The organism is Aureimonas sp. SK2, from assembly GCF_029813115.1.
Taxonomy (GTDB): Bacteria; Pseudomonadota; Alphaproteobacteria; order Rhizobiales; family Rhizobiaceae; genus Aureimonas.
The window spans coordinates 34,078-56,434 of the sequence record NZ_JAPZDS010000009.1 but is presented as its reverse complement, the minus strand read 5'-3'; the positions used below and the strand labels follow the sequence as shown (position 1 = coordinate 56,434).

Here is a 22,357-nt window from a genome sequence, read left to right as displayed (position 1 = left end):
GGCTCAGCGCTCCCGGCGGGCCAGCTTGCGCACGGCCGCGACGATGCCCTCGACCTGCGGCACGACCGCCTTCTCGAGCTCGGGGTTGTAGGGGATCGGCGCCTCCGCGCCGCCGAGCCGCAGGATCGGCGCGTCGAGATAGTCGAAGGCTTCCGACTCGGCGATCATCGCCGAGATCTCGGCGCCGACGCCGAGCGTCTTGACGCCCTCGTAGACGCAGACGAGGCGGCCGGTCTTCATCACGCTCGCGATGATGGTCTCGCGGTCCATCGGGCGCACGGTGCGAAGGTCCACGACCTCGACGTCGATGCCGTCCTTGGCCAGTTCCTCGGCCGCCGCCAGCGCCTTGTGGACCATGATGGCGGACGCGACGATCGTCAGGTCCCTGCCCTCGCGCACCACCGCCGCCTTGCCGATCGGCACGGTGTAACGGCCCTCGGGGACGATGCCCTTCGACTTGTAGAGAATCTTGTGCTCGAAGATCATCACCGGATCGGGATCGTCGATCGCGGCGAGCAGCATGCCCTTGGCATCGTGCGGGGTGGAGGGCTGGAGCACCTTCAGGCCGGGGACGTGGCCGAGCCAGGCCTCGAGGCTCTGGGAGTGCTGGGCGGCCGCGCCCGTGCCCGAGCCCGCCGGAAAGCGCATGACCAGCGGCACCGAGACGTTGCCGCCCAGCATGAAGCGGAGCTTGGCCGCCTGGTTGACGATCTGCTCCATCGCCAGCGTCGCGAAATCGGAGAACTGGAACTCGTAGATCGGCTTCATGCCTGTGAGCGCCGCCCCCACCGCAACGCCCGCGCCGCCGAGTTCGGCGATCGGCGTGTCGATCACGCGATCGGCGCCGAAGCGATGGACGAGGTCGCCCGTCACCTGGAAGGCGCCGCCGTAGACGCCGATATCCTCGCCCATGATGAAGACACGAGGGTCCTCCTCCATAGCGATGGCGATCGCTTCCTGGATCGCCTGGGCATAGGAAAGCTCGCGGCCGCCAGCCGCGTTCGCAAGTTCGCTCATCCGGGGGATTCCTTGGGGGTCGCCGGTCAGGCGGTGTAGACGAAACGGGTCGCGTCGGATGGGTCGGGCGACGGGGAGTTCTTGGCGAACTCGATCCCTTCCGCGATCTCGCGCTCGACATCGGCGCGGATGCCTTCGACCTCGCCGTCGGTCACGATGCCGTACTGGATCAGTTCGGCCTCGAAGCGGCCGATCGGATCCTTGGAGATCCAGTCGTCGATCTCTTCCTTCGTGCGATAGCGATTGCGGTCGCTCTTGGAGTGGCCGCGGTGGCGATAGGTCTTGCACTCGATGAGGGTCGGCCCCTCGCCGCGCCGCGCCCGCTCGATGGCGGTGACGGAGGCTTCCGAGACGTCCGACAGCGAATTGCCGTCCACCGTCACGCCCGGCATCGAATAGGCCACGGCGCGGTCGGCGATGTTCTTGACCGCCGTGGAGCGTTCGGTCGAGACCGACATGCCGTACTTGTTGTTCTCGCAGACGAAAACGACCGGCAGCTTCCAGATCGAGGCCATGTTGAGCGCCTCGTGGAAGGCGCCCTCGTTGTTGGCGCCGTCGCCGAAGAAGGAGACGACGACGTCGGGACGCTTCTGCATCTTCATGGAGAGCGCCGCGCCCACCGCGATGGGCAGGCCGCCGCCGACGATGCCATTGGCGCCGAGATTGCCTTTGGTCACGTCCGCGATGTGCATGGAGCCGCCGCGGCCGCGGCAATATCCGGTCTCCTTGCCGAAGAACTCGGCGAACATCCGCCCGACCTCCGCGCCCTTGGCGATGCAATGCCCATGGCCGCGATGGGTCGAGGTGATCTGGTCGGTATCCGTCAGGGGCAGGCAGATCCCGACCGCCGAGGCCTCCTGGCCGATCGACAGGTGCATCGTGCCGTGGATCAGGCCGCGCATGTAGCTTTCCTCCGCGCCTTCCTCGAAGCGGCGGATCAGGTGCATCTGGCGCAGCGCGTCCTTGAGGACGGCCGGCTCGAAATGGCGGAAGGCGAAGGGGCGGTTGTCGCCCTCGCGCCCGCCGCTTGCCTGCGGCGCGGCCTCGGCGACATCGGCAGCCTTGGGGATGGCGGACATGCGACCTGTCTCCTGATCCGGTTATTCGGCGGCCGTGGCGAAGCGCCCGTCGGCCTGGTCGAGACGTCGGCGGATCTGGGTGATCACCAGGCTGTCGTCCGGCTCGCAATTGGCATAGGTCAGCTTCTCGCCGGCCTTGATCGGCTTGATGACACGCGCCCGCTCCGCCAGCCCCAGCGGCAGGGCGCCCTCGTCGCGGGCGCCTTCCCAGGTCATTGCGAAGCCGCGATAGTCGTACTCGCCGATCTTGCCGAGCGTATCGCCGGGGTTGAGGTCGCGCTTGGCGAGCGTGACGCACTCGGCGACCGGGCGATCGGCGGGGATGAGGTCTGGCGCGCCCTTCATCACCGCGCGCACCGCGGAAAGCGGCACTTCCAGCGAGGTCAGGTGATAGGGGCGGAAGATCGTGTAGTTCGGGCCGGGACCCATCTTGAGATCGCTCATGCGCTCGAGCACGCGATCGTGCCTGGGCTTCACGATGCAGAAGACGCCGGGCGCGACGCCCTTGCCGATGGAGTAGTCGACCTTGCCCGTGCCCGAGAGGACGCCGCCGTCCTCCCTGGTGCAGAGCACCGAGGCCAGCTCGTCACGCGTGGCGGCAGGCCCATGCATCCCCGGAACATCCGGCACGAGCCCCGTCGCGTTGGCGACCGCGACCATCTCGATCATGGTCTTGGAGCCGTCCACGAACTCGACCAGCATGCGGGCGTTCATATTGCGCCGGCGCGCCTCGTCCTCGTAGGCGTCCGGTGTCGCGTCGAACTTCAGGGGGTTGTTCTTGCCCTTGCCGGCGCAGACGATGTCGAAGCCCAGCGACTGGGCGAAACCGATGATCTCGATCGTCGCCGCCGGCTCGTCGCCCGCCGCGCCCGTGTAGACGACGCCGGCCTTGGCGGCTTCCTCGCGCAGGAACCGGCCGATCGTGATGTCGGCCTCGACGTTGAGCATCACGACATGCTTGCCGTTCCGGAACGCCTCCAGCGCGATCAACGTGCCGACGTTCGGGTTGCCGGTCGCGTCGATGATGACATCGATATGGCCGGAGGCGCAGAGCGCCTTAAAGTCCTCGGTCAGCGCGACCTTGCCGCCCTCGATGGCACGGTCGATGTCGTTGACGCCCGCGGCATGGACGAACTCGGTGCCTGCCATGCGCAGCGCGGCTTCCGCCCCCGCGACGTTCAGCTCGGACAGGGCGCCGAGGCGCACGCCCGGCATCAGGGTGAGCTGCACGACCATGTCGGTGCCCATCTGGCCGGAGCCCGCGAGGCCCACGGTCACCGGGCCGTTCTTGTCGGCATAGGCCTGGAGCTCGGCCGCGAGGCCAACCTGAAGAATCATCATCGCTGTTCCTCCCATGGGAAGCAAAGTACATTTGTCTCTTTATAAAGACAAGAGTTCAAAATCGTTCGCCGACGGATTTTCTGCCGTCGAGCAGGCGTTCGGCCGTTCGCTCGTCGGTCACGAGGATTTCGGGCGTCAGCAGCTTCATGGCCGCTCGGATCGCGGGGAACTTCGACCAGCCGCCGCTGGCGAGCACCGTGCGGCGCGCGTCCACGAGCCGGCGGGGATCGACGGCCAGGACCCGGTCGTTGACCGAATGGTCGAGGACGCGCCCTTCCGCGTCGATGAAGCGGCAGAGAATGTCGCCGACCGCCCCTGCCCGCTCCAGGCTGTCGAGATCGGCGCGTTCCAGAAGCCCGTAGTGGACGAAGATCGAATCGCGCGTGAAGTCGCCGACCGAGAGAATCGCGAGGTCCATCCGGTCGGTGCGCCGGAACACCTCGGCGATCCCGCGATGGGCGAGGAGCGCGTCGCGTGTCGCCTTGTCCGGCGCGAAGACCGGGCAGGCCAGCATGTAGCAGTCGCCGCCGATCCGGTCGGCGAAACGCCAGGCGAACTCGGACGGGTTGGACAGGCTGACATGCGTCAGCCCGCCCAGCATCGAGATCGTGGTGGAGCGCGCGTAGTCCATCGGCTCCACGAAGGGCAGAGAAGTGGAGAGCGTGCGTCCCCAGCCGAGCCCGATCGTCATGCCGTCGGCGACGAGGTCGGGCAGGAGCTGGCCGAGCGCCGCGCCGATCATGGCCGGCAGTCGCGCCTCGTCCTGCGGATCGGGCACCACCACCACGCGCTCCATGTCGAAACGGGCGCGGACCTCCCGTTCCAGCCGCGCGCAGCGGGCGATCGGCGCGGTCACGCGGATCTGCACCGTGCCGTCCTCCCGCGCGGCCGCCAGCATGCGCAGGACGCGCGTGCGGGTGAGGCCCAGGATCTTGGCGACCTGATCCTGGGTCAGGCCCTCCATGTAGTAGAGCCAGGCGGCGCGCGCCTTGATGTCGTCGCTGTCGGTGGTGGACACGGCCTGACTTTCGCCCGAGGAAATCGTCTCCTTCGGGTCTACCCCCTCCCCCGCCTGTCCGGACAGCCCAGGCGAGCCGCCGCGTGCGCGCCAGCCCACCGGTCAGCCCCTTGGGATCGGCGGGAGGAGAGCGCCCTGCGCCATCGTCCGCGCTCAGGCCGCCGTGCGGTCCAGGCCTTGGATCTCGATCTCCGCCGGCCGGGTCGGGCGCCTGGTGAACTCCAGCGTCTTCTCGAAGGAGGTGACGCCCGCCTGGCTGCCGAGGCCGAGCGCGTTCTGCGCCGAGGTCGCCTGGGCGAAGCGGACCATGGATTCGGGGTCCATACCGCGCACGAGGCCCGTGGCGATGCCGGCGTTGAACGCGTCGCCGCAGCCGCAGGAACACACCATCTCGATGTCGAAGGCCGGCATCAGGAAGCGGTCGCCGTTGGCATGGCGATAATAGGCGCCGTTCTCGCCGAGCGTCAGGATGCAGCACGCCACGCCCTTGTCGAGGAAGAAGCGCGACACGTCCTCGATGTCCTCCAGCCCCGACAGGACACGCGCTTCCTCGATCGAGGGCAGGAAGTAGTCCGTATGCGGCAGGAGACCGACGACGTTGGCGAGATCCTTCTCGGCGGCCGCGAAGACGTCCACCGTCGTGATTGCACCGCGCCGCTTGGCTTCCGCGAAGAGACGGGCGCTTGGGGGCCCGTCCATCCGGTCCATCAGGCCGACGCCGCCGATATGGACGACGGTCGCGTCGAGGACCTGGTCCCACATGTCCTCGGTGATCACGAAGGCGCCGGTCGCGCCCTTCATGTGGAGCGCCGGGCGCGAGCCGTCGGCACGCGTCAGAACGATGGAGGTCGAGGTACCGACGCCCTCGAGACGCTGCATGGTGGAGATGTCGACGCCGAAATGGGCCATCCGATCGAGCACCCAGCCGGCCATCAGGTCGTCGCCGACGCCGCCGACCGCGAGGCACTTCAGCCCGTGCTTGGCGGCCGCGACGACGGCCGCGCCCGCCGCCCCCGAGACGGCGAGGTCGATCTCCTCGATGAACTGCGTGCCCCCGCCCGCCGGGATCGTGCCGACGGGGCGGCCCAGGCAGTCGAACGTGTAGAAGCCGATCGACGAATAATCGTAGCGCATCGCGCTCTCCTCCCAGGAATGACGGATCCCTTCCCGATCCGGCGGATGATGGTTCAGGCGGCGGCGAGGCGGATCGCCTCCACCTCGTCGCGAAGCGCCGGCGTCACCGCCCCCGACAGAGCGAGGTCCGTGCGCCGGCGCAGGATGTCGTCCGCGGTGCGGACCCTCTCGTTGGCCGCGATCCAGGCGATCTCGGCGACATGGTGGTCGGGCGCGGCTCCGAGCGTTCGGCCGTCCGAGCCGCCGATCGCGGCGGCGATGGCGCCGGCCCTGGTGCCGTAGCGCCGCAGGAGGCGTTCGCCCACGGGCTCGGGCGAGCCGGCGAGTGTCGCAAGTTCGTGCACCAGCGCGCGGCGTCCGCCCTCGTCCACCGGGAACCCGCGGCCGCCCCCGATGGCGAGCTCGGCCGTCGAGGCGCGGCGGGCGCGCCCGAGCCGGGCGAGCACCTTGTCCGTCACCTCTTCCGAGAAGCCGCGATAGGTCGTCCACTTGCCGCCGATCAGCGAGAGGACGGGCACGTCGGTTCCAGGCAGGCGCTCCTCGGCGATCGAGTGGTCGCGGCTGATCGCGCCGGGATCGTCGACATCGGCATTGGGCAGCGGGCGCACACCGCAGAAGGCGTAGACCACGTCCTCGCGGCGGATCGCGATACGCGGGAAGACCTCCGAGACGACGCCGATCATGTAGGCGATCTCCGCCTCGCTCACGCGGGCCTCGTCGGGATGACTGATCGGAATATCGGTCGAGCCGATCAGTACCCGGCCCTTGAACGGGTAGAGGAGGTTCACGCGGCCGTCGGCAGAACCGAAATAGACCATGCGCCCGCCCAGCGCTTCGAGGAGCTCAGGATGCTCCACGACGACGTGGCTGCCCTTGGTGCCGCCCATGTGGCGCGTGTTGAGCCCGAGCGCGGCATTGACGCCGTCGATCCAGGCGCCGCCGGCGTTGACGACGAGGTCGGCGCGCACCCATTCGCGCGCGCCGGTCAGAACGTCCTCGATCTCGACCGCGCCCCCGGCAGCCGAGCGCACCGTGGTGTAGCTGCGGGCCTCGCTGCGGGGATTGTCGGACAGCGCGTCGAGGACGAGTTCCAGCCCCAGCCGCTCGGCATGGTCGAGGCGGGCCTCGTAGTAGAGGCCGACGGCGGTGATCGCGGGATCGAGGCCCTCGAGTTCCCGGCGTGCACGGGCGCCGCCGATGAAACGATGCACCGGCATGGTGCGGAAGCGCCGGCCGAAGGCGTCGTACATCGTGAGGCCGAGCTTGGTGATGATCGCGCCGCGGTCGTTGAGCCTGGCCTTGAGCCCCAGGAACCGCTTGATCGACGGTACGATGCCGCCGAACCAGGAGCGGACGGGCAGTGCGGTTTCCAGGGGCGTCACGAAGTGCGGCGCGTTGCGAAGGAGGATGTTGCGCTCCTCCGCCGACTGGCGCACCAGCCGGAACTCGCCGGTCTCCAGATATTTCAGCCCGCCATGCATCAGGCGCGAGGACGCCTCGCTCGCGCCCGAGCAGAAGTCGCCGCGGTCGATCAGCAGGCAGTCCACGCCCTGCAGGCAGAGATCGCGGAAGGTGCCGATGCCGTTGATGCCGGCGCCGATGACGACGACCGGGAAGTGGCGGGTGGCTTTGGGGGCATTCAAGCTCATGATCAGGATACGATGGCGACCTTGATGGCATCGCCGCGCGCGGCGGTTTCCAGCGCCTCGCCGATCGCCGGAAGAGCGAAACGATGCGTCAGGAACGGCTTGGTGTCGAGCTGTCCGGACGCGATCAGGTTCAGCGACTTCTCGAACTGGAGGCGCGTCAGGCCGAAGGAGCCGGTGACGATCAGCTCGTTGTAGTGGATGGCGTTGACGTCGAGCGGCGCCATCTCGCCCTTGTCGAAGCCGGCGAAGAGCGACACGCGGCCGCGCGGGCGCGCGAGGCCCAGCGCGTCGTTGGCGAGCGAAGGCACACCGATGGCGACGATCACGGCATCGGCGCCGATGCCGCCCGATTCGGCCCTTACGATGGCTTTCAGGTCTTCGTTTGCCGGATCGACCACGACGTCGGCCCCGGCGTTCAGCGCCGCATCGCGGCGTGCCGCATTCGGCTCCGACACGATGATGCGGCGGGCGCCGGACAGGCGCGCGACCTTGACGTGGAGGAGCCCGATCGGCCCCGAGCCGAGGATGGCGACGACGTCGCCGCGCTCGACACCGACCTTCTCCTGCCCGTTGATGACGCAGGCCAGCGGCTCGGCGAGCGCCGCCTCCTCGAAGGAGACGCCGTCCGGCATCGCGAAGACGTTCCCCGTCTCCAGCGCGCGGCCGGGAATGCGGATGTATTCGGCGAAGGCCCCGTCCACCTCGTAGCCGATGGCGGTGAGATTCTCGCAGACGTTCTCCAGGCCGCGTCGGCAATAGGCGCAGTGGCCGCAGGCGATGGCGGGATCGACGCAGACGGCGTCGCCCGCCTTGAAGCGGGAGGAGCCGCCGGCATCAACGATCTCGCCGGAAAATTCGTGGCCGAGAACCGACGGGTAGCGCACGCCCATGGTCTTGCGCCCGCTGACGATGCGGATGTCGGTGCCGCAGATGGTGGCGGCGCGCACCTTGAGGACGAGGTCGCCGCGCTCCGGGGCCGGGTCGGCGACGTCGCCGAACAGGACGTCGTTGGGAGCGCGCAGGAGGGCAGCTTTCATGACGAACCATCCGATGGAGCCAAAGTTGGCTTCGATCTACCTTGCATATTTGTGTTTTGTAAACACCAAAAGTTTAGCGCCACCCGAATTGTGGTAAGCTTCGGTCCGACACGACATGCACTGCCGAAGGCTCAGCAAAACCGGCCTTACCGGAACGGACGAACAGAGTCCCGAGCAAAGTTGGCAAGATGAACATTTGGCACATCGCAGTTCAAATGTATTGACGCCGATCCAAAAGTGCGCGAGACCAATGGGAACGCGCGGGCCTCGGGAGAGACGGGCCGCGTCGCGTGGCCTGCGGATCGCAGGTTTCGGGGCGGGAGGCGCCCCTTTCGGGAGGAAGACGACATGCGCAACGGATTCTGGTCCGCCCTCGTTCTCGGCTCCATGCTGGTCGGCGCCGCCGCGCCCGCCCTGGCTGAGGGGCAGGAAGACCTCATCAAGCCGATCGACAAGGAACTGACCTTCGTCTTCATCCCGAAGGTGATCCATCCCTGGTACGACGTCGTGCGCCAGGGCGGCCAGTACGCGGTGGACGAGCTCGCCAAGCAGGGCATCAAGATCAACATGATCTGGGACCAGCCGCCGCAGGCCGACGTCGCCGACCAGAACCAGCGCATCGAGGCCAATATCGGCCGCGCCCCCGACGGCCTCGCCGTCGCCTGCCTCGATCAGGCGACCAACGTCCAGCTCCTGACCGAAGCCAAGGAAGCCGGCGTCAACACGATCACCTTCAACTCCTTCTGCTCGCCGGACTTCGCCTTCGTCGGCCAGAAGGACAGCTATGGCGACGGCTACGACCTCGGCAAGTACCTGGCCGAGCATATCGGCGGCGAGGGCGAGGTGGGCATCCTGTCCGGATCGCTGACCGCCACCGACCACGTCGAGCGCATCAAGGGCTTCAAGAAGGCGCTGGAGGACTTCCCGAACGTCAAGATCGTGTTCGAGCAGCCCGACAACGACGTCCTCGAGGAGGCCGTCTCGCTGACCGAGAACGCCCTCCAGGCTCATCCGGACATCAAGGGCTTCTTCGGCTCCAACGCCTCGAACCCGATCGGCATCGCCCGCGCCGTTCAGAACGCCGGAAAGGCGGGAGATGTGGCGATCGTGGGCATGGACGACCTCCCCGAGGCCGTGGACTTCGTGAAGGAAGGCGTCATCACCGCGCTCAAGGCCCAGCGCCAGTGGGACATCGGCTACTCGGCCGTGAAGTATCTGGTCGCAATGAACCAGAACCATACGATCCCGATGGATCACAATACGGGCTCGCGCCTCATCACCAAGGACAATCTCTGAGATCGGGAAGGGTGGGGCCGGACCATCGGCCCCTTCCATCTGGAGGAAGCAGGAGGTTGAGATGGACGCGATGGCCACCGCCTTCGAGGCGAGAAACGTATCGAAGAGCTTCGGCGTCGTGCAGGCTCTCAAGGGCGTATCCGTCTCGATCCGCCCCGGCGAGGTCCATGCGATCATCGGCGAAAACGGCGCCGGCAAGTCGACCCTGATGAACATCATCTGCGGCCGCCTTCGCCCGACCGCCGGCCAGCTCCTCGTCGGCGGCGCGGAGGTACACTTCCATTCGCCGGGCGAGGCGCAGGACGCAGGGATCGCCATCGCCCCGCAGGAGATCAACCTCGTCCCCGCGCTCACCGTTGCCGAGAACATCATGCTCGGCGCCGAGATTACGCGCGGCCCCGCCATCGACTGGAAGGCGACGCGCGAGGAAGCCCTCACCCACCTTCACGCCGTGGACGACACGATCGCGGGAGACGCGCGGGCGGGCGAGCTGTCGAAGGCGCAGCAGCAGCTCGTCCAGATCGCCCGGGCCGTCGCCACCAAGGCCCGGATCCTGATCTTCGACGAGCCGACGGCGGCGCTGACGACGCGCGAGACCGAAAAGCTCTACGCCTTCATCCGCCGCTTCCGCGACGGGGGCGGCTCGGCCTTCTACATTTCCCATCGCCTGGACGAGATCCTCGACCTGTCGGACCGCATTTCGGTCCTGCGCGACGGCGCCTATGTCGGCGAACTCGTTCCGAAGCGGACCTCCAAGCACGAGATGGTCGCCATGATGGCGGGCCGCGAGGTCGCGCTCTCCACCCACACGCCCCGGCGCCTCGACGACCGACCGGTGGTCTTGAAGGTCAGCGGCCTGACGCGTCCCGGCGAGTTCGAGGACGTCTCGTTCACCTTGCACGAGGGCGAGGTGCTCGGCGTCTCCGGTCTTGTCGGCGCCGGACGCACGGAGGTCGCCAAGTGCATCTTCGGCCTGACCAGGGCGAAGTCGGGCACGGTCGAGATCTTCGGAGACGCGCGGCCCGTCGCCGACCCGACGGACGCGATCGCCCGCGGCCTCGTCTATCTGCCCGAGGAGCGCAAGCAGGAGGGCATCTTCCCGCTCCTCTCGATCGCCGAGAACCTGACCATCGCCACGCTCGACCGCTTCCGCGGCCCGGCCTGGATGGACTTCCGCGGCATGGCACGCACGGTGGACAACTATGTCGATCGTCTGCGCATCAAGATCGGCTCGGCCTCCGACCCGATCACCTCGCTGTCGGGCGGCAACCAGCAGAAGGTCATCCTGGGCCGCTGGCTCGCCAAGAACGCGAAGATCCTGATCCTCGACGAGCCGACCCGCGGCATCGACGTCGCCGCCAAGTCCGAGATCCAGGGCGTGCTCGACAGCCTGACGTCGGCAGGTCTCTCCATCGTCTACATCTCGTCCGAGCTGGAGGAGGTGCTGAATGTCTCCGACCGCATCCTCGTGATGCACGAGGGCCGCGTCAAAGGCACCCCGCGTACCGAGGATATGACGCAGGAAGCTCTCCTGCGCCTCGCCATGAGCTGACGCGCCGAAGCGCCCCACCCTTCCCGACCGAAAGGCACCCCGAGCCATGACCAACGCCGCTCTTGGGTCTCCCGCGCGGGCCCGCGCCGCTTCGCCCTCCATCTGGTCCCGCTTCAAGGGCTGGGAGGCCAGTGGCATCCTGATCGCGCTCGGCCTCTTCGCCATCATCCTGTCGATCGCCGCGCCGAACTTCCTCTCGGCCTACAACCTGACGGTGGTCGCCCGCGCGGCCGCCTTCGTCGGCCTCGTGGCGCTGGGCCAGACGCTGGTGCTTCTCCTCGGGGGCATCGACCTGTCGGTGGGCGCCGCGGCCGGCCTGTCGGCCATCGTCGGCTCGCTGCTTCTCACCTCGCTCGGCGTCCATCCCTGGCTGGTGATCCCCCTCGCCTGCCTGTTCGGCCTGTGCCTCGGCCTCGTCAACGGCTTCTTCATCGCCTACCTGAAGCTCAATCCGTTCATCGTGACGCTGGCCTCCGGCGAGATCTTCGCCGGCATGACGCTGGTCATCACCGAGGGCTATCCGATCCGACCGCTGGGCGCGGGTTTCCGCGTCTTCGGCCAGGGCGAATTCCTCGGCCTTCCCGTTCCGGTCTGGTTCTTCCTCGTCTCGGCGGCCATCCTGATCTGGGTGCTGCGCAACACCAAGTTCGGCCGCAACATCTTCGCCATCGGCGGCAACCGCGACGCGGCCGTCCTCGTCGGCATCCGCATCCGCCGGGTCGAGTTTATGGTCTACGGGCTTGCCGGCATGTTCGCGGCCATGGCCGGCATGCTCTATGCCAGCCGCATGGACGCCGGCCAGCCGTCGGTCGGCGAAGGCTGGATGCTCCAGGCGATCACGGCGGCCATCATCGGCGGCACCAGCCTTCGCGGCGGCCAGGGCACCATCGTCGGCACCGCGCTCGGCGCTCTGCTCCTCGCCATGCTCGCCAACGGCACCGTGCTTCTCAACGTCTCCGGCTTCTGGCAGCGGGTGATCGTCGGTCTCGTCGTGCTTGTCGCCATCCTCGTGGACCTCGCCCGACGCCATCGCCGCTGAGCCGCTCCCCGGTCTGTGAAAGGCCCGGCGGCTGGACCGCCGGGCTTTTCTGCGCCAAGTCTCGGGCGACGCGACCGGGAGACTCATGCATGACCCACGCCCTGCAGTTCTACATCGACGGCGCCTGGGTGGACCCGGCCGGAGGCACACGGCTTCCCGTGATCGACCCGTCCACCGAGGAGGCCTTTGCCGAGATCGCGCTGGGCACGCCCGCCGACGTCGATCGGGCCGTGGCCGCCGCCCGCCGCGCCTTCGACACCTATTCGCAGACGTCCCGCGAGGAGCGCCTCGCCCTGATGCGCCGGCTCCTCGCCGCCTACAAGGCGCGCCTGCCGGAGATGGCCGAGGCGATCAGCCGCGAGATGGGCGCGCCCCTGCCCTTCGCTCTCGCGTCCCAGGCTGGCATCGGCACGGCGCACCTTTCCAAGATGATCGAGACGCTGGAGACCCACGTCTTCGAGGAGATGCGCGGCACGACGCTGATCGCGCGCGAGCCCATCGGCGTCGTCGGCATGATCACGCCGTGGAACTGGCCGATGAACCAGATCATGTGCAAGGTGGCGCCCGCGCTCGCCGCCGGCTGCACCATGGTGCTGAAGCCCTCCGAGATCGCGCCGATGAGCGGCCTGCTCTTCGCCGAAATCTGCGACGAGGCGGGCTTGCCGAAGGGCGTTTTCAACCTCGTCAACGGCGACGGGCCGACGGTGGGCGACGCCATGTCGCGCCATCCCGGCATCGACATGATGTCCTTTACCGGCTCGACCCGCGCCGGCGTGGCTGTCGCCAAGTCGGCCGCCGACACGATCAAGCGCGTCCACCAGGAACTCGGCGGCAAGTCCGCCAACATCCTCCTGCCCGACGTCGATCTGGAGACGGCGGTGACGAGGGGCGTCCAGGGCTGCTTCGGCAATTCGGGCCAGAGCTGCAACGCGCCGACACGCATGTTCGTGCCGGCCGACCGCCACGACGAGGCGGCCGATATCGCCGCGCGCGCCGCCGGCGCCTTCAAGGTCGGCCCGGCCGACGCCCCGGCGACGCAGCTCGGACCCGTGGTCAGCCAGGCGCAGTACGACAAGATCCAAGGGCTGATCGAGACCGGCATCCGCGAGGGCGCGCGCCTCGTCGCCGGCGGCCCCGGCCGCCCGGACGGGCTCAACCGCGGCTACTTCGTTCGCCCGACCGTGTTCGCCGACGTCACGCCCGACATGACAATCGCCCGCGAGGAGATCTTCGGCCCGGTCCTGTCGATCCTCTCCTACGGGAGCGAGGACGAGGCGGTGGAGCTCGCCAACGACACGGTCTACGGCCTTGCCTCCTATGTCCAGTCGGCCGATCCGGAACGCGCCCGCTCCGTGGCGCGGCGGATGCGCTCGGGCAACGTCTACCTCAACTACCCCGCCTGGGACGCCGGCGCCCCCTTCGGCGGCTACAAGCAGTCCGGCAACGGGCGCGAATATGCCGAGTTCGGCCTCGACGAGTTCCTCGAGATCAAGGGCGTCGTCGGATGGGGCGCGTGAGGGGTCACGTGGCGAAGTAGTAGTTCGTCAGGTGGAAGAAGAGCGGCGCGGCGTAGGACACGGAATCCATCCGGTCCAGCGCCCCGCCATGGCCCGAGATCATGGTGCCCCAGTCCTTGGCGCCCATCGAGCGCTTGACCGCTGAGAGCACCAGACCGCCGCAGAAGCCGGCGAGGACGATGGCCGCCGCCATGCCGGCCGCCTGGAGCGGCGTGAAGGGCGTGGCGAAGGACAGGGCCGCGCCGAGCAGCACCGCCGACGCGCCGCCGCCGAGGAACCCTTCCCAAGTCTTGTTGGGGCTGACCACCGGCGCGATCTTGCGCCGCCCGAACAGCTTGCCGAAGACGTATTGCAGGACGTCGCTCGCCTGGACCACCGTCACCAAGAAGAACAGGAGCAGGACGTTGCGGCCCTTGAAGCCGGGAATGTCGAGGATCAGGAGCGCCGGCGCGTGGCTGATGCAGTAGACGGTGAGCATCAGCGCCCATTGCACGCGAGCGGTGCGACCGAGGAATTCGTCCGTCTCGTGCCGGAGCACCGCCAGAACGGGGAGGAGCAGAAAGGCGTAGACGGGGATGGCGATCGAGAAGAGCGACTGCCAGTCCACCCAGATCAGCCCGTATTGCAGCGGCAGGAAGACGTAAAAGGCGAAGGCGAGCGCCCTGTGGTCGGCCGCGCGGGTGGGGGTGAGCGAGATGAACTCGCGCAGGCAGTAGAACGACGTCAGCGCGAAGAGGATCAGCGTCACCGCCGGTCCGAAGGTGAAGGCGAGCGCGAAGATCGCCACCATCAGCCACCAGGCGCGGATACGCGCGTTGAGGTTTTCGACGGTAGCGTGGGCCTCGGGCGAGCGAACGCGGCGGCGCAGGACGTGTCCGACCGCCGAGGCAACCCCGAGAACGACGACGAGCCCGGCGAAGAGCGTGAGAAGTTGCGGATCCATCACGGCCTCATGCGAGATCGGTCACGGCGACGCGGGCGCGCTCGAGAAAGCTCTCCTTCGCCTCGCCCTCCTCCAGCCGGATCGGCGCGCCGAAGCGGACGTGGCAGGAGATCGGCACCGGCAGGAAGGCGCCGCGCGGAAAGGCTCGGCTGAGATTGCCGAGATAGACCGGCACGAGTTCCGCCCGTGGGTGCGCTCGCGCGAGCCAGTAGAGGCCGGACTTGAACGGCCCCGGCAGGGCGCTCTCGCCGCGCGTGCCTTCGGGAAAGATCACCAGCGAATGGCCGCGCGCGAGTTCCGCCTCCAGCGGCGCCATCAGGCTCACCTTGTCGGCGGTCCCGGACCGGTCGACCAGCACGGAGTTGAGAAGGCCGATCGCGATCTGCCGCCGCAGGGCGCCGCGCCCCCAATAGTCGGCGGCGGCGACGGGATGGGTCGTGGCCCGCAATGGTTTCGGCAGCGCCGCCCAGATCAGGATCGTGTCGAGATGGCTGCCGTGGTTGGCGAAGTAGATGCGCTGGCGGGTGGCGGGCTGCGTGCCCCGCCATTCCGGCCGCCCGCCGACGAGGAAGCGCGTCAAGCCGACGAGAAGATGGTCGATCATGCGCTCTCCCGCAGCCGCGCCGCCATGCGCGCGATGCGCGCTCCCGCCGTCCAGGCCGTGCCGAGCACGACGACGGCGAGCACCACGACCGGCACCCGGAGCGTGCCGAATGCGAGCGCTTCGGCGAAGGCGAGGACGGCCCCGATCGTCACCGCCGCCATACGCTGGGGCTTGGCCATGGGTCCGGAGAAGTCCTGACCGAGCCCGAGCGAGGCGCCCATAACCCTGAGATAGGCGGTCAGCACCGCCAGGAGCGCCGCCGCGAAGCCGAGCTCGGGAAAGCCCGAAGCGTATCCGAAGCCGATCAGGATGAAACTGTCCTCGAACCGGTCGGGGATCTCGTTGAACAGGACGCCCGTCGGCCCGCCCCGGCCGCCTTCCACCGCGACCATCCCGTCGAAGAGATTGCACAGGAGCCGAAGCTGCACGAGGAGCGCGCCCGCCAGGAACAGGAGGGGCCGCTCGGGCGCGAAGGCGAAGGCGAGGCCGCCGAGCGCCGCGAAGGGAATACCCGCCGCCGAGATCGCGTTCGGCGTCATACCGCTGCGCGACAGGCCCTGCGCGATCCGGCGCGCCCAGCCGGTGTCGCGCGATGCAAGGGGTCGTCGATCCGCCAACCGTCTTCCCTCCGTCCGGTCTGCCCGTCGATCGTCAGGCAGGACTACCGATCGGCTTGTGATGCCCTCCGGACCGCCCGCCTGTCCAGAGCCGGTGGATCGGACCGATGGTGCGACGAGCCTGTGAATTGCGGGGATCGCTCGCTCTCGGGCTCGAGGCCCGGAACCCAGGCTCACGGCCCTTCCCCGAAACCGGATGCGCGATGTCCTCCGGCGCGGTGCGGCAGGATCGCGGGGTGGAGAAACGGGAACGCCGTCGCCTCTAAGGAATTGCCTTCCCGCGCGGTTGATGACAAGGAGCCGCGAGACGACAGGGGACCTTGGACTGTCTCCAGGGAGGCCGAGGATCGCGAGGCGGTCCGAAGCGCACGAAGGAACCGCATGCATCTCGAAATCGAGCGCAAGTTTCTCGTGATCGGCAATGCCTGGCGCGAGCGGACGGTGCGCGTCCGCTCCTTTCGCGACGGCCTCGTCAGCCAGGGCGCCAATGGCAAGGTGCGCGTGCGCCAGGACGGCGAACGGGCCTGGCTGACTGTGAAGGGCGCACGTTCCGGCATCTCGCGCCCCGAGTTCGAATACGAGATCCCCCTGTGTGACGCCGAGCGCCTGATGACCGACGTCTGCACCGGCCAGATCATCGAGAAGGATCGGCACATCGTCCCGCACGAGGGTCGAACCTGGGAGGTCGACGTCTTCAAGGGGCCGCTCGCCGGCCTCGTCTGGGCCGAGGTCGAGCTCGACCATCCCGACCAGCCCTTCGCCGTGCCGGACTGGGTCGGCCGCGAGGTCACAGGCAATCCGCGCTTTCGCCACGCCAATCTCCTCAATCTCTGCGCCGCCAACGACGGCGCGACCGAGCTTCGGAGCCTGATGGCCGAGCGTTGAGGGGGCGGCCGCTGGCGTTTCGCCGCATTCGTCGGCGACAGACGCGGGGCATCGAATCCTCAATCAGGAGAATCGGCCCTTGTCCGCAGTCCGCCTTCTCGCCCCGCTCGCCTTCGGCCTCGCCCTGTCCGGCCGCGCCTTCGCTCAAGGCGAGCCGCCGGCCGCGCCCCCCGCGCCCGCCCGCATCAGCGTCACGGGCGAGGGCCACGCCAGCGGGACGCCCGACCTCGCGGTGACGCAGCTCACCGTGATGCGCTCGGCGCCGACGGCCGCCGAGGCTCTGGCGCAGGCCAACGACGCGATGGAGGCCGTGCGCGGCGCGATGTCCGGCTTCGGCGTCGAGGCGCGAGACCTGCAGACGTCGGGCTTCCAGATCGCCCCGCAGTACCGCTACGAGAACCGGAGCGACGGCACGCAGGCCCCGCCGGTCGTGACCGGCTACGAGGTGCGCAACACCTTGTCGGTCAAGGTCCGCGATCTCGCACGGCTCGGCGAACTCCTCGACAAGGCCGTGCAGCTCGGCGTCAACGAGGGCGGCTCGATCGCCTTCCAGATCGAGGACGATTCGGGCCTGCGCAACGAGGCGCGGCGCGAGGCCGTGCGCGAGGCGCGGGCCAGCGCCGAGACGCTCGCGGAAGCGGCCGGCCTGAAGCTCGGGCGCGTCGTGACGATCGAGGACGTGGCGGGCTCGGCCTTCCCCCCGCCGCCGCCCATGCCCTTCGGCGAGCTGCGCATGGCCGCGCCCGCAAGCGCATCGAAGGTGCCGGTGGAGGTCGGCGAGAGCATGGTCACGAGCGACGTGCGGATCGTCTACGAACTCCAGCCCTGAAAACGAAAAAGGGGGCGGCCAACGGGCCGCCCCCTCTTTTGATGCCGCGATCGCACGCCCGTCAGCGGTAGCCGATCACCGGGCAGCCGCGCTCCTGGGCGAAGCGGAGCAAGGTCGGGTAGCCGCGCTTGAAGCCGGCGACGACCACCGAATTGCGGCCGACGCGCACGATGTCGGCACTGCGGACGCCGAGATCGCGCGCCTTGCGCAGGGCGAGGCCCGGAGCGCAGCCCGGCCCACGGCGCGCCTCGCGATGCCAGCGGTCGCCGCGATGCGGACCGCGGTGCTCCCAGCGGTCTCGCCGGTCGTGGCGGTCCCAGCGATCGTGGCGCTCGCCGCGATGGTCGACGAGGGTCACGGCGCCGGCCGCCTCGCGCGGGGCGGCCGAAGCGGCGCCGAGCGAGCCGAGCAGCGTGGCTGCGACAAGCGTGGAACGCAGAAGGCAGGACAGCATCGGATGTCTCCCGTAAATGGCCCGCGCCGGTGGCGCGTCGTGGGACAAGGGATAGGCCCGCCCATCTGAACTGCGCCCGTTCGCCCCGTTCATCCCTCGTTCATCCTAAGGGAAGATGAGCCTGGTCCGTCGAAAGGCGTTCACCAAACGCCTGTAGTCTGCCGCCGATTCCATTGGTGAAGCTCTGCATGGGTCGGATCACGTCGTTCTGGAACGCTCGAATGGGCCTTGCGCTCGGCTCCGGCCGCGGCGCGGCTCCCGTCGCGTTCGTCTGGATTGCCCTTCTCGTCGGGTGCCTGTCGCTGAAGCCAACCCTCGTGCCGGTCGTCCTGGCCGCGCTTGCGCTCTCCTACGGCCAGACCCTCGGTCTTCGCGGCAGGGCGGACACGCTACGCCGCGAACTCGCCGATCTCCACGCCGACCAGGAAGCCCTCGTCCAGCGCCACGTGATGGACGAGATCACCGGCGTCCTGACGCGCCGCGCCTTTCTGGAGGCGGCGGGCGAGATCGTGAAGAACCGCAGCGCGGGCGCCCCCCTCGCCTTCTTCGCGATCGACATGGACAACCTGAAGACCCTGAACGACAGCTTCGGCCATCGGGCGGGCGACTTCGCCCTGTCCCATCTCGCGCAAACCCTTGTAGGGCTCGCACCGAACGCCGTGATCGGACGACTTGGCGGCGACGAGTTCGCCTTGGTCATGCCCTGTGCCGGCGAGGAGGCGGCCATCGCCTTCGGCAGCGCCTTCTGCGCCGCGCTGAACAAGCCCGTGATGGCGGGCGGACGGCACCTGTCCCTGTCGGCGAGCCTCGGCGCGGTCATGATCCCGCTGCGCACGGTCTACCTCACGGAAGCCATGCAGTTCGCCGACGTCGCGCTGTATGTCGCGAAGAGCGCGGGGCGCAACCAGACCGCCGTGTTCGACGCCGAGATGCTGGCGGAGCTCAAGCACCGCCGGTTGATCGAGCGCGAACTGCGCGCCGCGATCCTGCTTAACGAGCTCGACCTCCACTACCAGCCCATCACCGGGCCGGACGGCCAGATCGTGGCCGCGGAGGCGCTCCTGCGCTGGCAGAGCCCGTCGCGCGGCAACATCTCGCCCGCCCGCTTCATTCCGATCGCCGAAAGCACGGCGCTGATCGACCAGCTCGGCGAGTGGGTGCTGCGCCGGGCGCTCGCCGACGCACGGGCGTTCCCGGGCCTGCGCATCTCCGTCAACGTCTCGGCCAACCAGCTACGGCGCGACGACGTCGTCGCCATGGTGGCGCGGGTGCTGGAGGAAACCGGCCACCCGTCCCGCCTCCTGACGCTGGAACTCACCGAATCGGCCGCCGTGCAGGCGACGCCCGACATTTGCCGCCGCCTCCAGGCGCTGCGCGACATGGGCATCCGCATCGCGTTGGACGACTTCGGCACCGGCTTCTCCGGCTTCGACTACCTCCGGCATCTGCCGGTGGACTCGATCAAGATCGACCGCAGCTACATCGCGCGCCTCGGCGAAAGCGAGACGGACAACGTCTTCGTCTCGGCGCTGGCCAGCCTTGCCAACGCCATGCGCCTCGCGGTGGTGGCCGAGGGCATCGAGACCGAGCGGCAGCTTCTCCTCGCCAAGGCCGCGGGCTGCACGCAGTTCCAAGGCTACCATCTCGCACGGCCGATGCCCAAGGACGACCTCCTCAAGACACACAACCCGCAAGCCAGGAAATGCGCGTGAAACGCGCAGGGCCTATGGCTCCTTGCGACCCGGCCGCACGGTGCCGGCCGCAACGGGAAACGCCATCATGCCGTCCGCCATCGCCCAGCTTCTCGACACCCGCTGGTTTCCGCCCTTCGCGCGGGTGATCCTCACCTTCTGCTTCTGGGGCAGCGGCCTCGCCAAGCTCGCCGACCTCGACGCGGCCTCGGCCGAAATGGCTTACTTCGGCTTCTCGCCGCCCATGCTGGTCGCGATCCTCGTCGCTCTCGTGCAGATCGTCGGCTCCGCGCTCATCATTATCGACCGCGCCGCGTGGCTCGGTGCGGGGATGCTGGCCACCTTCACCGGCCTGACGATCCTCCTCGTCCACGACTTCTGGAACATGACCGGCCCCGACGCCGTCGGCCATTTCCATACCGCCACGGAGCATGTCACCGTGATCGGCGCCATGATGGTGGCCGCGCTCCTGTCGCGCCGCACCCGCTCCGTGCGCACCGCCGAGCGCACGCACGCCGCCACGGCCTGAGCCCCTCCATCCAACGAAAAAGGGCGCTCCCTCGGGAGCGCCCTTTTTTGTGCGTCTATCGACTTCGGTCAGCTGTCGAGGAAGCTGCGCAGCTTGCGCGAGCGGCTCGGGTGCTTGAGCTTGCGCAGGGCCTTGGCCTCGATCTGGCGGATACGCTCGCGCGTCACCGAGAACTGCTGGCCGACCTCTTCCAGCGTGTGGTCGGTGTTCATGCCGATGCCGAAGCGCATGCGCAGGACGCGCTCCTCGCGAGGCGTCAGCGAGGCGAGCACGCGCGTCGTCGTCTCGCGGAGATTCGCCTGGATCGCCGCGTCGATCGGCAGGATCGCGTTCTTGTCCTCGATGAAGTCGCCGAGATGCGAATCCTCCTCGTCGCCCACCGGCGTTTCGAGCGAGATCGGCTCCTTGGCGATCTTCAGAACCTTGCGGACCTTTTCAAGCGGCATCGCCAGCTTCTCGGCCAGTTCCTCCGGGGTCGGCTCGCGGCCGATCTCGTGCAGCATCTGGCGCGAGGTGCGCACGATCTTGTTGATCGTCTCGATCATGTGGACCGGGATGCGGATGGTCCGCGCCTGGTCGGCGATCGATCGGGTGATGGCCTGCCGGATCCACCACGTCGCATAGGTCGAGAACTTGTAGCCCCGACGGTACTCGAACTTGTCCACGGCCTTCATCAGGCCGATGTTCCCCTCCTGGATGAGATCCAGGAACTGCAGGCCGCGGTTCGTGTACTTCTTGGCGATGGAGATCACGAGGCGCAGGTTCGCCTCGACCATCTCCTTCTTGGCCTGCCGGGCCTCGCGCTCGCCCTTCTGCACCATATGGACGATGCGGCGGAACTCGGTGATTTCGAGGCCCGTCTCGGTGGCGAGGTTCTGGATCTCCTGTCGGAGATTGCGGATCCCGTCCTTCTCGTTCTGGACGAACTTCAGCCAGCCCTTGCCCGAAAGGTTCGCGATCGACTGCGTCCAGTTCGGGTCGAGCTCGGAGCCCTGGTAGCTCTGGAGGAACTCGTCGCGCTTGACGCCGTGGCTCTCGGCCAGGCGCAGGAGCTTGCCCTCGTTGCCGACGAGCCGCTTGTTGATGTCGTAGAGCTGGGCGACCAGCGCGTCGATGCGGTTCTGGTTGAGGGACAGGCCCTTCACCGCCGCGACGAGGTCTTCCTTCAGCTTGCGATAGGAGCGTTCCTGCGACGACGACAGCGTCCCTTGAGCGGCCAGACGGTTCTCGACCTGCTGGTCCTGCAGCTTGCGCAGCCGCTTGTAGTTCTCGGCGATCGCGTCGAAGGTCTCCATGACCTGCGGGCGGATCTCGGCCTCCATCGCGGCGAGCGAGAGCGAGTTCTCGAGGTCGTCCTCGTCGTCCTCTTCCTCCTCGCCGGGGCGCAGCTCGCCGTTCGGCGCGGGCGCGGCGCTGTCCCCGGCGCCCTCGGCGGGCGCGCTCGGCATCTTGGCCTCAGGGCCGGCATAGGTCGCCTCGAGGTCGACGACCTCGCGCAGCATGATGTTGCCCTCGTTGAGCTCCTCACGCCAGATGATGATGGCCTGGAAGGTCAGCGGGCTCTCGCAAAGGCCCGCGATCATCGTCTCGCGACCAGCCTCGATGCGCTTGGCGATAGCGATCTCGCCCTCGCGCGACAGGAGCTCGACCGACCCCATCTCGCGCAGGTACATGCGCACGGGATCGTCCGTCCGGTCGGACGCTTCCTTCTTGGTCGTGGTGGCGACGGCGCCCGAGCTGGCCTCGGCGACCTCGGTCGATCCGGACTCCTCGGACTCCTTCTCTTCCTCGTTGTCGCCTTCCTCGTCCTCGACGACGTTGATGCCCATGTCCGACAGCATCGACATGAGGTCTTCTATCTGCTCGGACGTGATGTCCTCGGCCGAGAGGACCGAGTTGAGCTTCTCCATGGAGACGAAGCCGCGCTTCTTGGCGGCCTTGATCATCTTCTTGACGGCGTCGTCCGACAGGTCCAGCAGAGGACTGTCAGGCGTCTCCTGACGCTCCTCGACGGCCGCCTCGCCTTCCTTGACTTTCGTCGCCATGTGCATTCGTCTCCATCTGGCGCGGTGCGGCTCGCGGAAAGCGGCGCCTCCCGCGCGCCATTCCGCCAGCCTTAACCGCCG

At 68.3% G+C, this 22,357-nt stretch carries 20 protein-coding genes; 8 read left to right on the top strand and 12 right to left on the bottom strand.

Annotated features, from left to right (window positions below):
* Window positions 1-3 precede the first annotated feature (3 nt).
* The 7 genes from O5O54_RS12665 to O5O54_RS12635 all read right to left on the bottom strand — a co-directional run bounded on the left by O5O54_RS12665 (window position 4) and on the right by O5O54_RS12635 (window position 8,275).
* Window positions 4-1,017, bottom strand: coding sequence for an alpha-ketoacid dehydrogenase subunit beta (locus tag O5O54_RS12665; RefSeq protein ID WP_279482150.1), 1,014 nt, complete (start codon window positions 1,015-1,017; stop codon window positions 4-6).
* A 26-nt stretch (window positions 1,018-1,043) separates the two neighbouring features.
* Window positions 1,044-2,096, bottom strand: a complete 1,053-nt coding sequence (locus O5O54_RS12660; RefSeq protein ID WP_279482148.1) for a thiamine pyrophosphate-dependent dehydrogenase E1 component subunit alpha — start codon at window positions 2,094-2,096, stop codon at window positions 1,044-1,046.
* 21 nt (window positions 2,097-2,117) lie between these two features.
* Window positions 2,118-3,434: a homoserine dehydrogenase gene (locus tag O5O54_RS12655; RefSeq protein WP_279482326.1), complete on the bottom strand. Its 1,317-nt coding sequence runs from the start codon at window positions 3,432-3,434 to the stop codon at window positions 2,118-2,120.
* A gap of 58 nt (window positions 3,435-3,492) precedes the next feature.
* The gene (locus tag O5O54_RS12650; RefSeq protein WP_279482147.1) at window positions 3,493-4,455 is read right to left on the bottom strand and encodes a sugar-binding transcriptional regulator; all 963 of its coding nucleotides are present in this window, start codon (window positions 4,453-4,455) and stop codon (window positions 3,493-3,495) included.
* Between the two features lie 153 nt (window positions 4,456-4,608).
* Window positions 4,609-5,589 (bottom strand): carbohydrate kinase family protein, encoded by a 981-nt coding sequence (locus tag O5O54_RS12645; RefSeq protein ID WP_279482146.1) that lies wholly within the window; start codon window positions 5,587-5,589, stop codon window positions 4,609-4,611.
* 53 nt (window positions 5,590-5,642) lie between these two features.
* Window positions 5,643-7,238 (bottom strand): glycerol-3-phosphate dehydrogenase/oxidase, encoded by a 1,596-nt coding sequence (locus O5O54_RS12640; protein ID WP_279482145.1) that lies wholly within the window; start codon window positions 7,236-7,238, stop codon window positions 5,643-5,645.
* A gap of 2 nt (window positions 7,239-7,240) precedes the next feature.
* Window positions 7,241-8,275, bottom strand: a complete 1,035-nt coding sequence (locus O5O54_RS12635; RefSeq protein WP_279482144.1) for a zinc-dependent dehydrogenase — start codon at window positions 8,273-8,275, stop codon at window positions 7,241-7,243.
* A 348-nt stretch (window positions 8,276-8,623) separates the two neighbouring features.
* On the opposite strand from O5O54_RS12635, the gene O5O54_RS12630 reads away from it, so the two are divergent.
* The 4 genes from O5O54_RS12630 (at window position 8,624) to O5O54_RS12615 (ending at window position 13,679) form a co-directional block, all read left to right on the top strand.
* Entirely contained in the window at window positions 8,624-9,571 is a 948-nt protein-coding gene (locus O5O54_RS12630; RefSeq protein ID WP_279482143.1) for a substrate-binding domain-containing protein, read from the top strand.
* A gap of 61 nt (window positions 9,572-9,632) precedes the next feature.
* Window positions 9,633-11,123 carry a sugar ABC transporter ATP-binding protein gene (locus tag O5O54_RS12625; protein WP_279482142.1) on the top strand — a complete coding sequence of 497 codons (1,491 nt, stop codon included), beginning with the start codon at window positions 9,633-9,635 and terminating at the stop codon, window positions 11,121-11,123.
* Window positions 11,124-11,169: 46 nt separating this feature from the next.
* Window positions 11,170-12,162, top strand: a complete 993-nt coding sequence (locus O5O54_RS12620) for an ABC transporter permease (protein WP_279482141.1) — start codon at window positions 11,170-11,172, stop codon at window positions 12,160-12,162.
* Between the two features lie 89 nt (window positions 12,163-12,251).
* Entirely contained in the window at window positions 12,252-13,679 is a 1,428-nt protein-coding gene (locus O5O54_RS12615) for an aldehyde dehydrogenase family protein (protein WP_279482140.1), read from the top strand.
* Between the two features lie 4 nt (window positions 13,680-13,683).
* On the opposite strand, the gene O5O54_RS12610 is transcribed toward O5O54_RS12615, so the two are convergent.
* Genes O5O54_RS12610 through O5O54_RS12600 form a run of 3 tightly spaced genes read right to left on the bottom strand, consistent with a single transcriptional unit; the run spans window position 13,684 to window position 15,843 of the window.
* Window positions 13,684-14,622: a phosphatidate cytidylyltransferase gene (locus tag O5O54_RS12610; protein ID WP_279482139.1), complete on the bottom strand. Its 939-nt coding sequence runs from the start codon at window positions 14,620-14,622 to the stop codon at window positions 13,684-13,686.
* A gap of 7 nt (window positions 14,623-14,629) precedes the next feature.
* Window positions 14,630-15,226, bottom strand: a complete 597-nt coding sequence (locus O5O54_RS12605; protein WP_279482137.1) for a lysophospholipid acyltransferase family protein — start codon at window positions 15,224-15,226, stop codon at window positions 14,630-14,632.
* A complete protein-coding gene (locus O5O54_RS12600; RefSeq protein ID WP_279482136.1) occupies window positions 15,223-15,843 on the bottom strand; it encodes a CDP-alcohol phosphatidyltransferase family protein in 621 nt (206 codons plus the stop codon). Before O5O54_RS12600 ends, O5O54_RS12605 begins: the two co-directional genes overlap by 4 nt.
* A gap of 381 nt (window positions 15,844-16,224) precedes the next feature.
* On the opposite strand from O5O54_RS12600, the gene O5O54_RS12595 reads away from it, so the two are divergent.
* The gene (locus tag O5O54_RS12595) at window positions 16,225-16,728 is read left to right on the top strand and encodes a CYTH domain-containing protein (RefSeq protein WP_279482135.1); all 504 of its coding nucleotides are present in this window, start codon (window positions 16,225-16,227) and stop codon (window positions 16,726-16,728) included.
* A 79-nt stretch (window positions 16,729-16,807) separates the two neighbouring features.
* Window positions 16,808-17,557: an SIMPL domain-containing protein gene (locus O5O54_RS12590; protein ID WP_279482134.1), complete on the top strand. Its 750-nt coding sequence runs from the start codon at window positions 16,808-16,810 to the stop codon at window positions 17,555-17,557.
* A 61-nt stretch (window positions 17,558-17,618) separates the two neighbouring features.
* Here the strand turns inward: O5O54_RS12590 and O5O54_RS12585 are convergent, their stop codons facing one another.
* A complete protein-coding gene (locus tag O5O54_RS12585) occupies window positions 17,619-18,011 on the bottom strand; it encodes a hypothetical protein (RefSeq protein WP_279482133.1) in 393 nt (130 codons plus the stop codon).
* Between the two features lie 188 nt (window positions 18,012-18,199).
* Here O5O54_RS12585 and O5O54_RS12580 point away from each other — a divergent pair, with 188 nt between their 5' ends.
* Together O5O54_RS12580 and O5O54_RS12575 are read left to right on the top strand one after the other, a co-directional pair.
* A complete protein-coding gene (locus tag O5O54_RS12580; RefSeq protein ID WP_279482132.1) occupies window positions 18,200-19,723 on the top strand; it encodes a bifunctional diguanylate cyclase/phosphodiesterase in 1,524 nt (507 codons plus the stop codon).
* 67 nt (window positions 19,724-19,790) lie between these two features.
* Entirely contained in the window at window positions 19,791-20,231 is a 441-nt protein-coding gene (locus O5O54_RS12575) for a DoxX family protein (protein ID WP_279482131.1), read from the top strand.
* A gap of 68 nt (window positions 20,232-20,299) precedes the next feature.
* On the opposite strand, the gene rpoD is transcribed toward O5O54_RS12575, so the two are convergent.
* Window positions 20,300-22,276 (bottom strand): RNA polymerase sigma factor RpoD, encoded by a 1,977-nt coding sequence (gene rpoD, locus O5O54_RS12570; RefSeq protein WP_279482130.1) that lies wholly within the window; start codon window positions 22,274-22,276, stop codon window positions 20,300-20,302.
* Window positions 22,277-22,357: the final 81 nt, after the last annotated feature.

Bases quoted from the DNA above. Each gene is read 5' to 3' on its own strand.
- O5O54_RS12660 (WP_279482148.1), bottom strand. From the start codon at position 2,096: ATGTCCGCCATCCCCAAGGCTGCCGATGTCGCCGAGGCCGCGCCGCAG.
- O5O54_RS12575 (WP_279482131.1), top strand. From the start codon at position 19,791: ATGCCGTCCGCCATCGCCCAGCTTCTCGACACCCGCTGGTTTCCGCCC.
- O5O54_RS12620 (WP_279482141.1), top strand. From the start codon at position 11,170: ATGACCAACGCCGCTCTTGGGTCTCCCGCGCGGGCCCGCGCCGCTTCG.
- O5O54_RS12610 (WP_279482139.1), bottom strand. From the start codon at position 14,622: ATGGATCCGCAACTTCTCACGCTCTTCGCCGGGCTCGTCGTCGTTCTC.
- O5O54_RS12630 (WP_279482143.1), top strand. From the start codon at position 8,624: ATGCGCAACGGATTCTGGTCCGCCCTCGTTCTCGGCTCCATGCTGGTC.
- O5O54_RS12665 (WP_279482150.1), bottom strand. From the start codon at position 1,017: ATGAGCGAACTTGCGAACGCGGCTGGCGGCCGCGAGCTTTCCTATGCC.
- O5O54_RS12580 (WP_279482132.1), top strand. From the start codon at position 18,200: ATGGGTCGGATCACGTCGTTCTGGAACGCTCGAATGGGCCTTGCGCTC.
- O5O54_RS12595 (WP_279482135.1), top strand. From the start codon at position 16,225: ATGCATCTCGAAATCGAGCGCAAGTTTCTCGTGATCGGCAATGCCTGG.
- O5O54_RS12635 (WP_279482144.1), bottom strand. From the start codon at position 8,275: ATGAAAGCTGCCCTCCTGCGCGCTCCCAACGACGTCCTGTTCGGCGAC.
- O5O54_RS12615 (WP_279482140.1), top strand. From the start codon at position 12,252: ATGACCCACGCCCTGCAGTTCTACATCGACGGCGCCTGGGTGGACCCG.
- O5O54_RS12655 (WP_279482326.1), bottom strand. From the start codon at position 3,434: ATGATTCTTCAGGTTGGCCTCGCGGCCGAGCTCCAGGCCTATGCCGAC.
- O5O54_RS12625 (WP_279482142.1), top strand. From the start codon at position 9,633: ATGGACGCGATGGCCACCGCCTTCGAGGCGAGAAACGTATCGAAGAGC.
- O5O54_RS12645 (WP_279482146.1), bottom strand. From the start codon at position 5,589: ATGCGCTACGATTATTCGTCGATCGGCTTCTACACGTTCGACTGCCTG.
- O5O54_RS12640 (WP_279482145.1), bottom strand. From the start codon at position 7,238: ATGAGCTTGAATGCCCCCAAAGCCACCCGCCACTTCCCGGTCGTCGTC.
- O5O54_RS12585 (WP_279482133.1), bottom strand. From the start codon at position 18,011: ATGCTGTCCTGCCTTCTGCGTTCCACGCTTGTCGCAGCCACGCTGCTC.
- rpoD (WP_279482130.1), bottom strand. From the start codon at position 22,276: ATGGCGACGAAAGTCAAGGAAGGCGAGGCGGCCGTCGAGGAGCGTCAG.
- O5O54_RS12605 (WP_279482137.1), bottom strand. From the start codon at position 15,226: ATGATCGACCATCTTCTCGTCGGCTTGACGCGCTTCCTCGTCGGCGGG.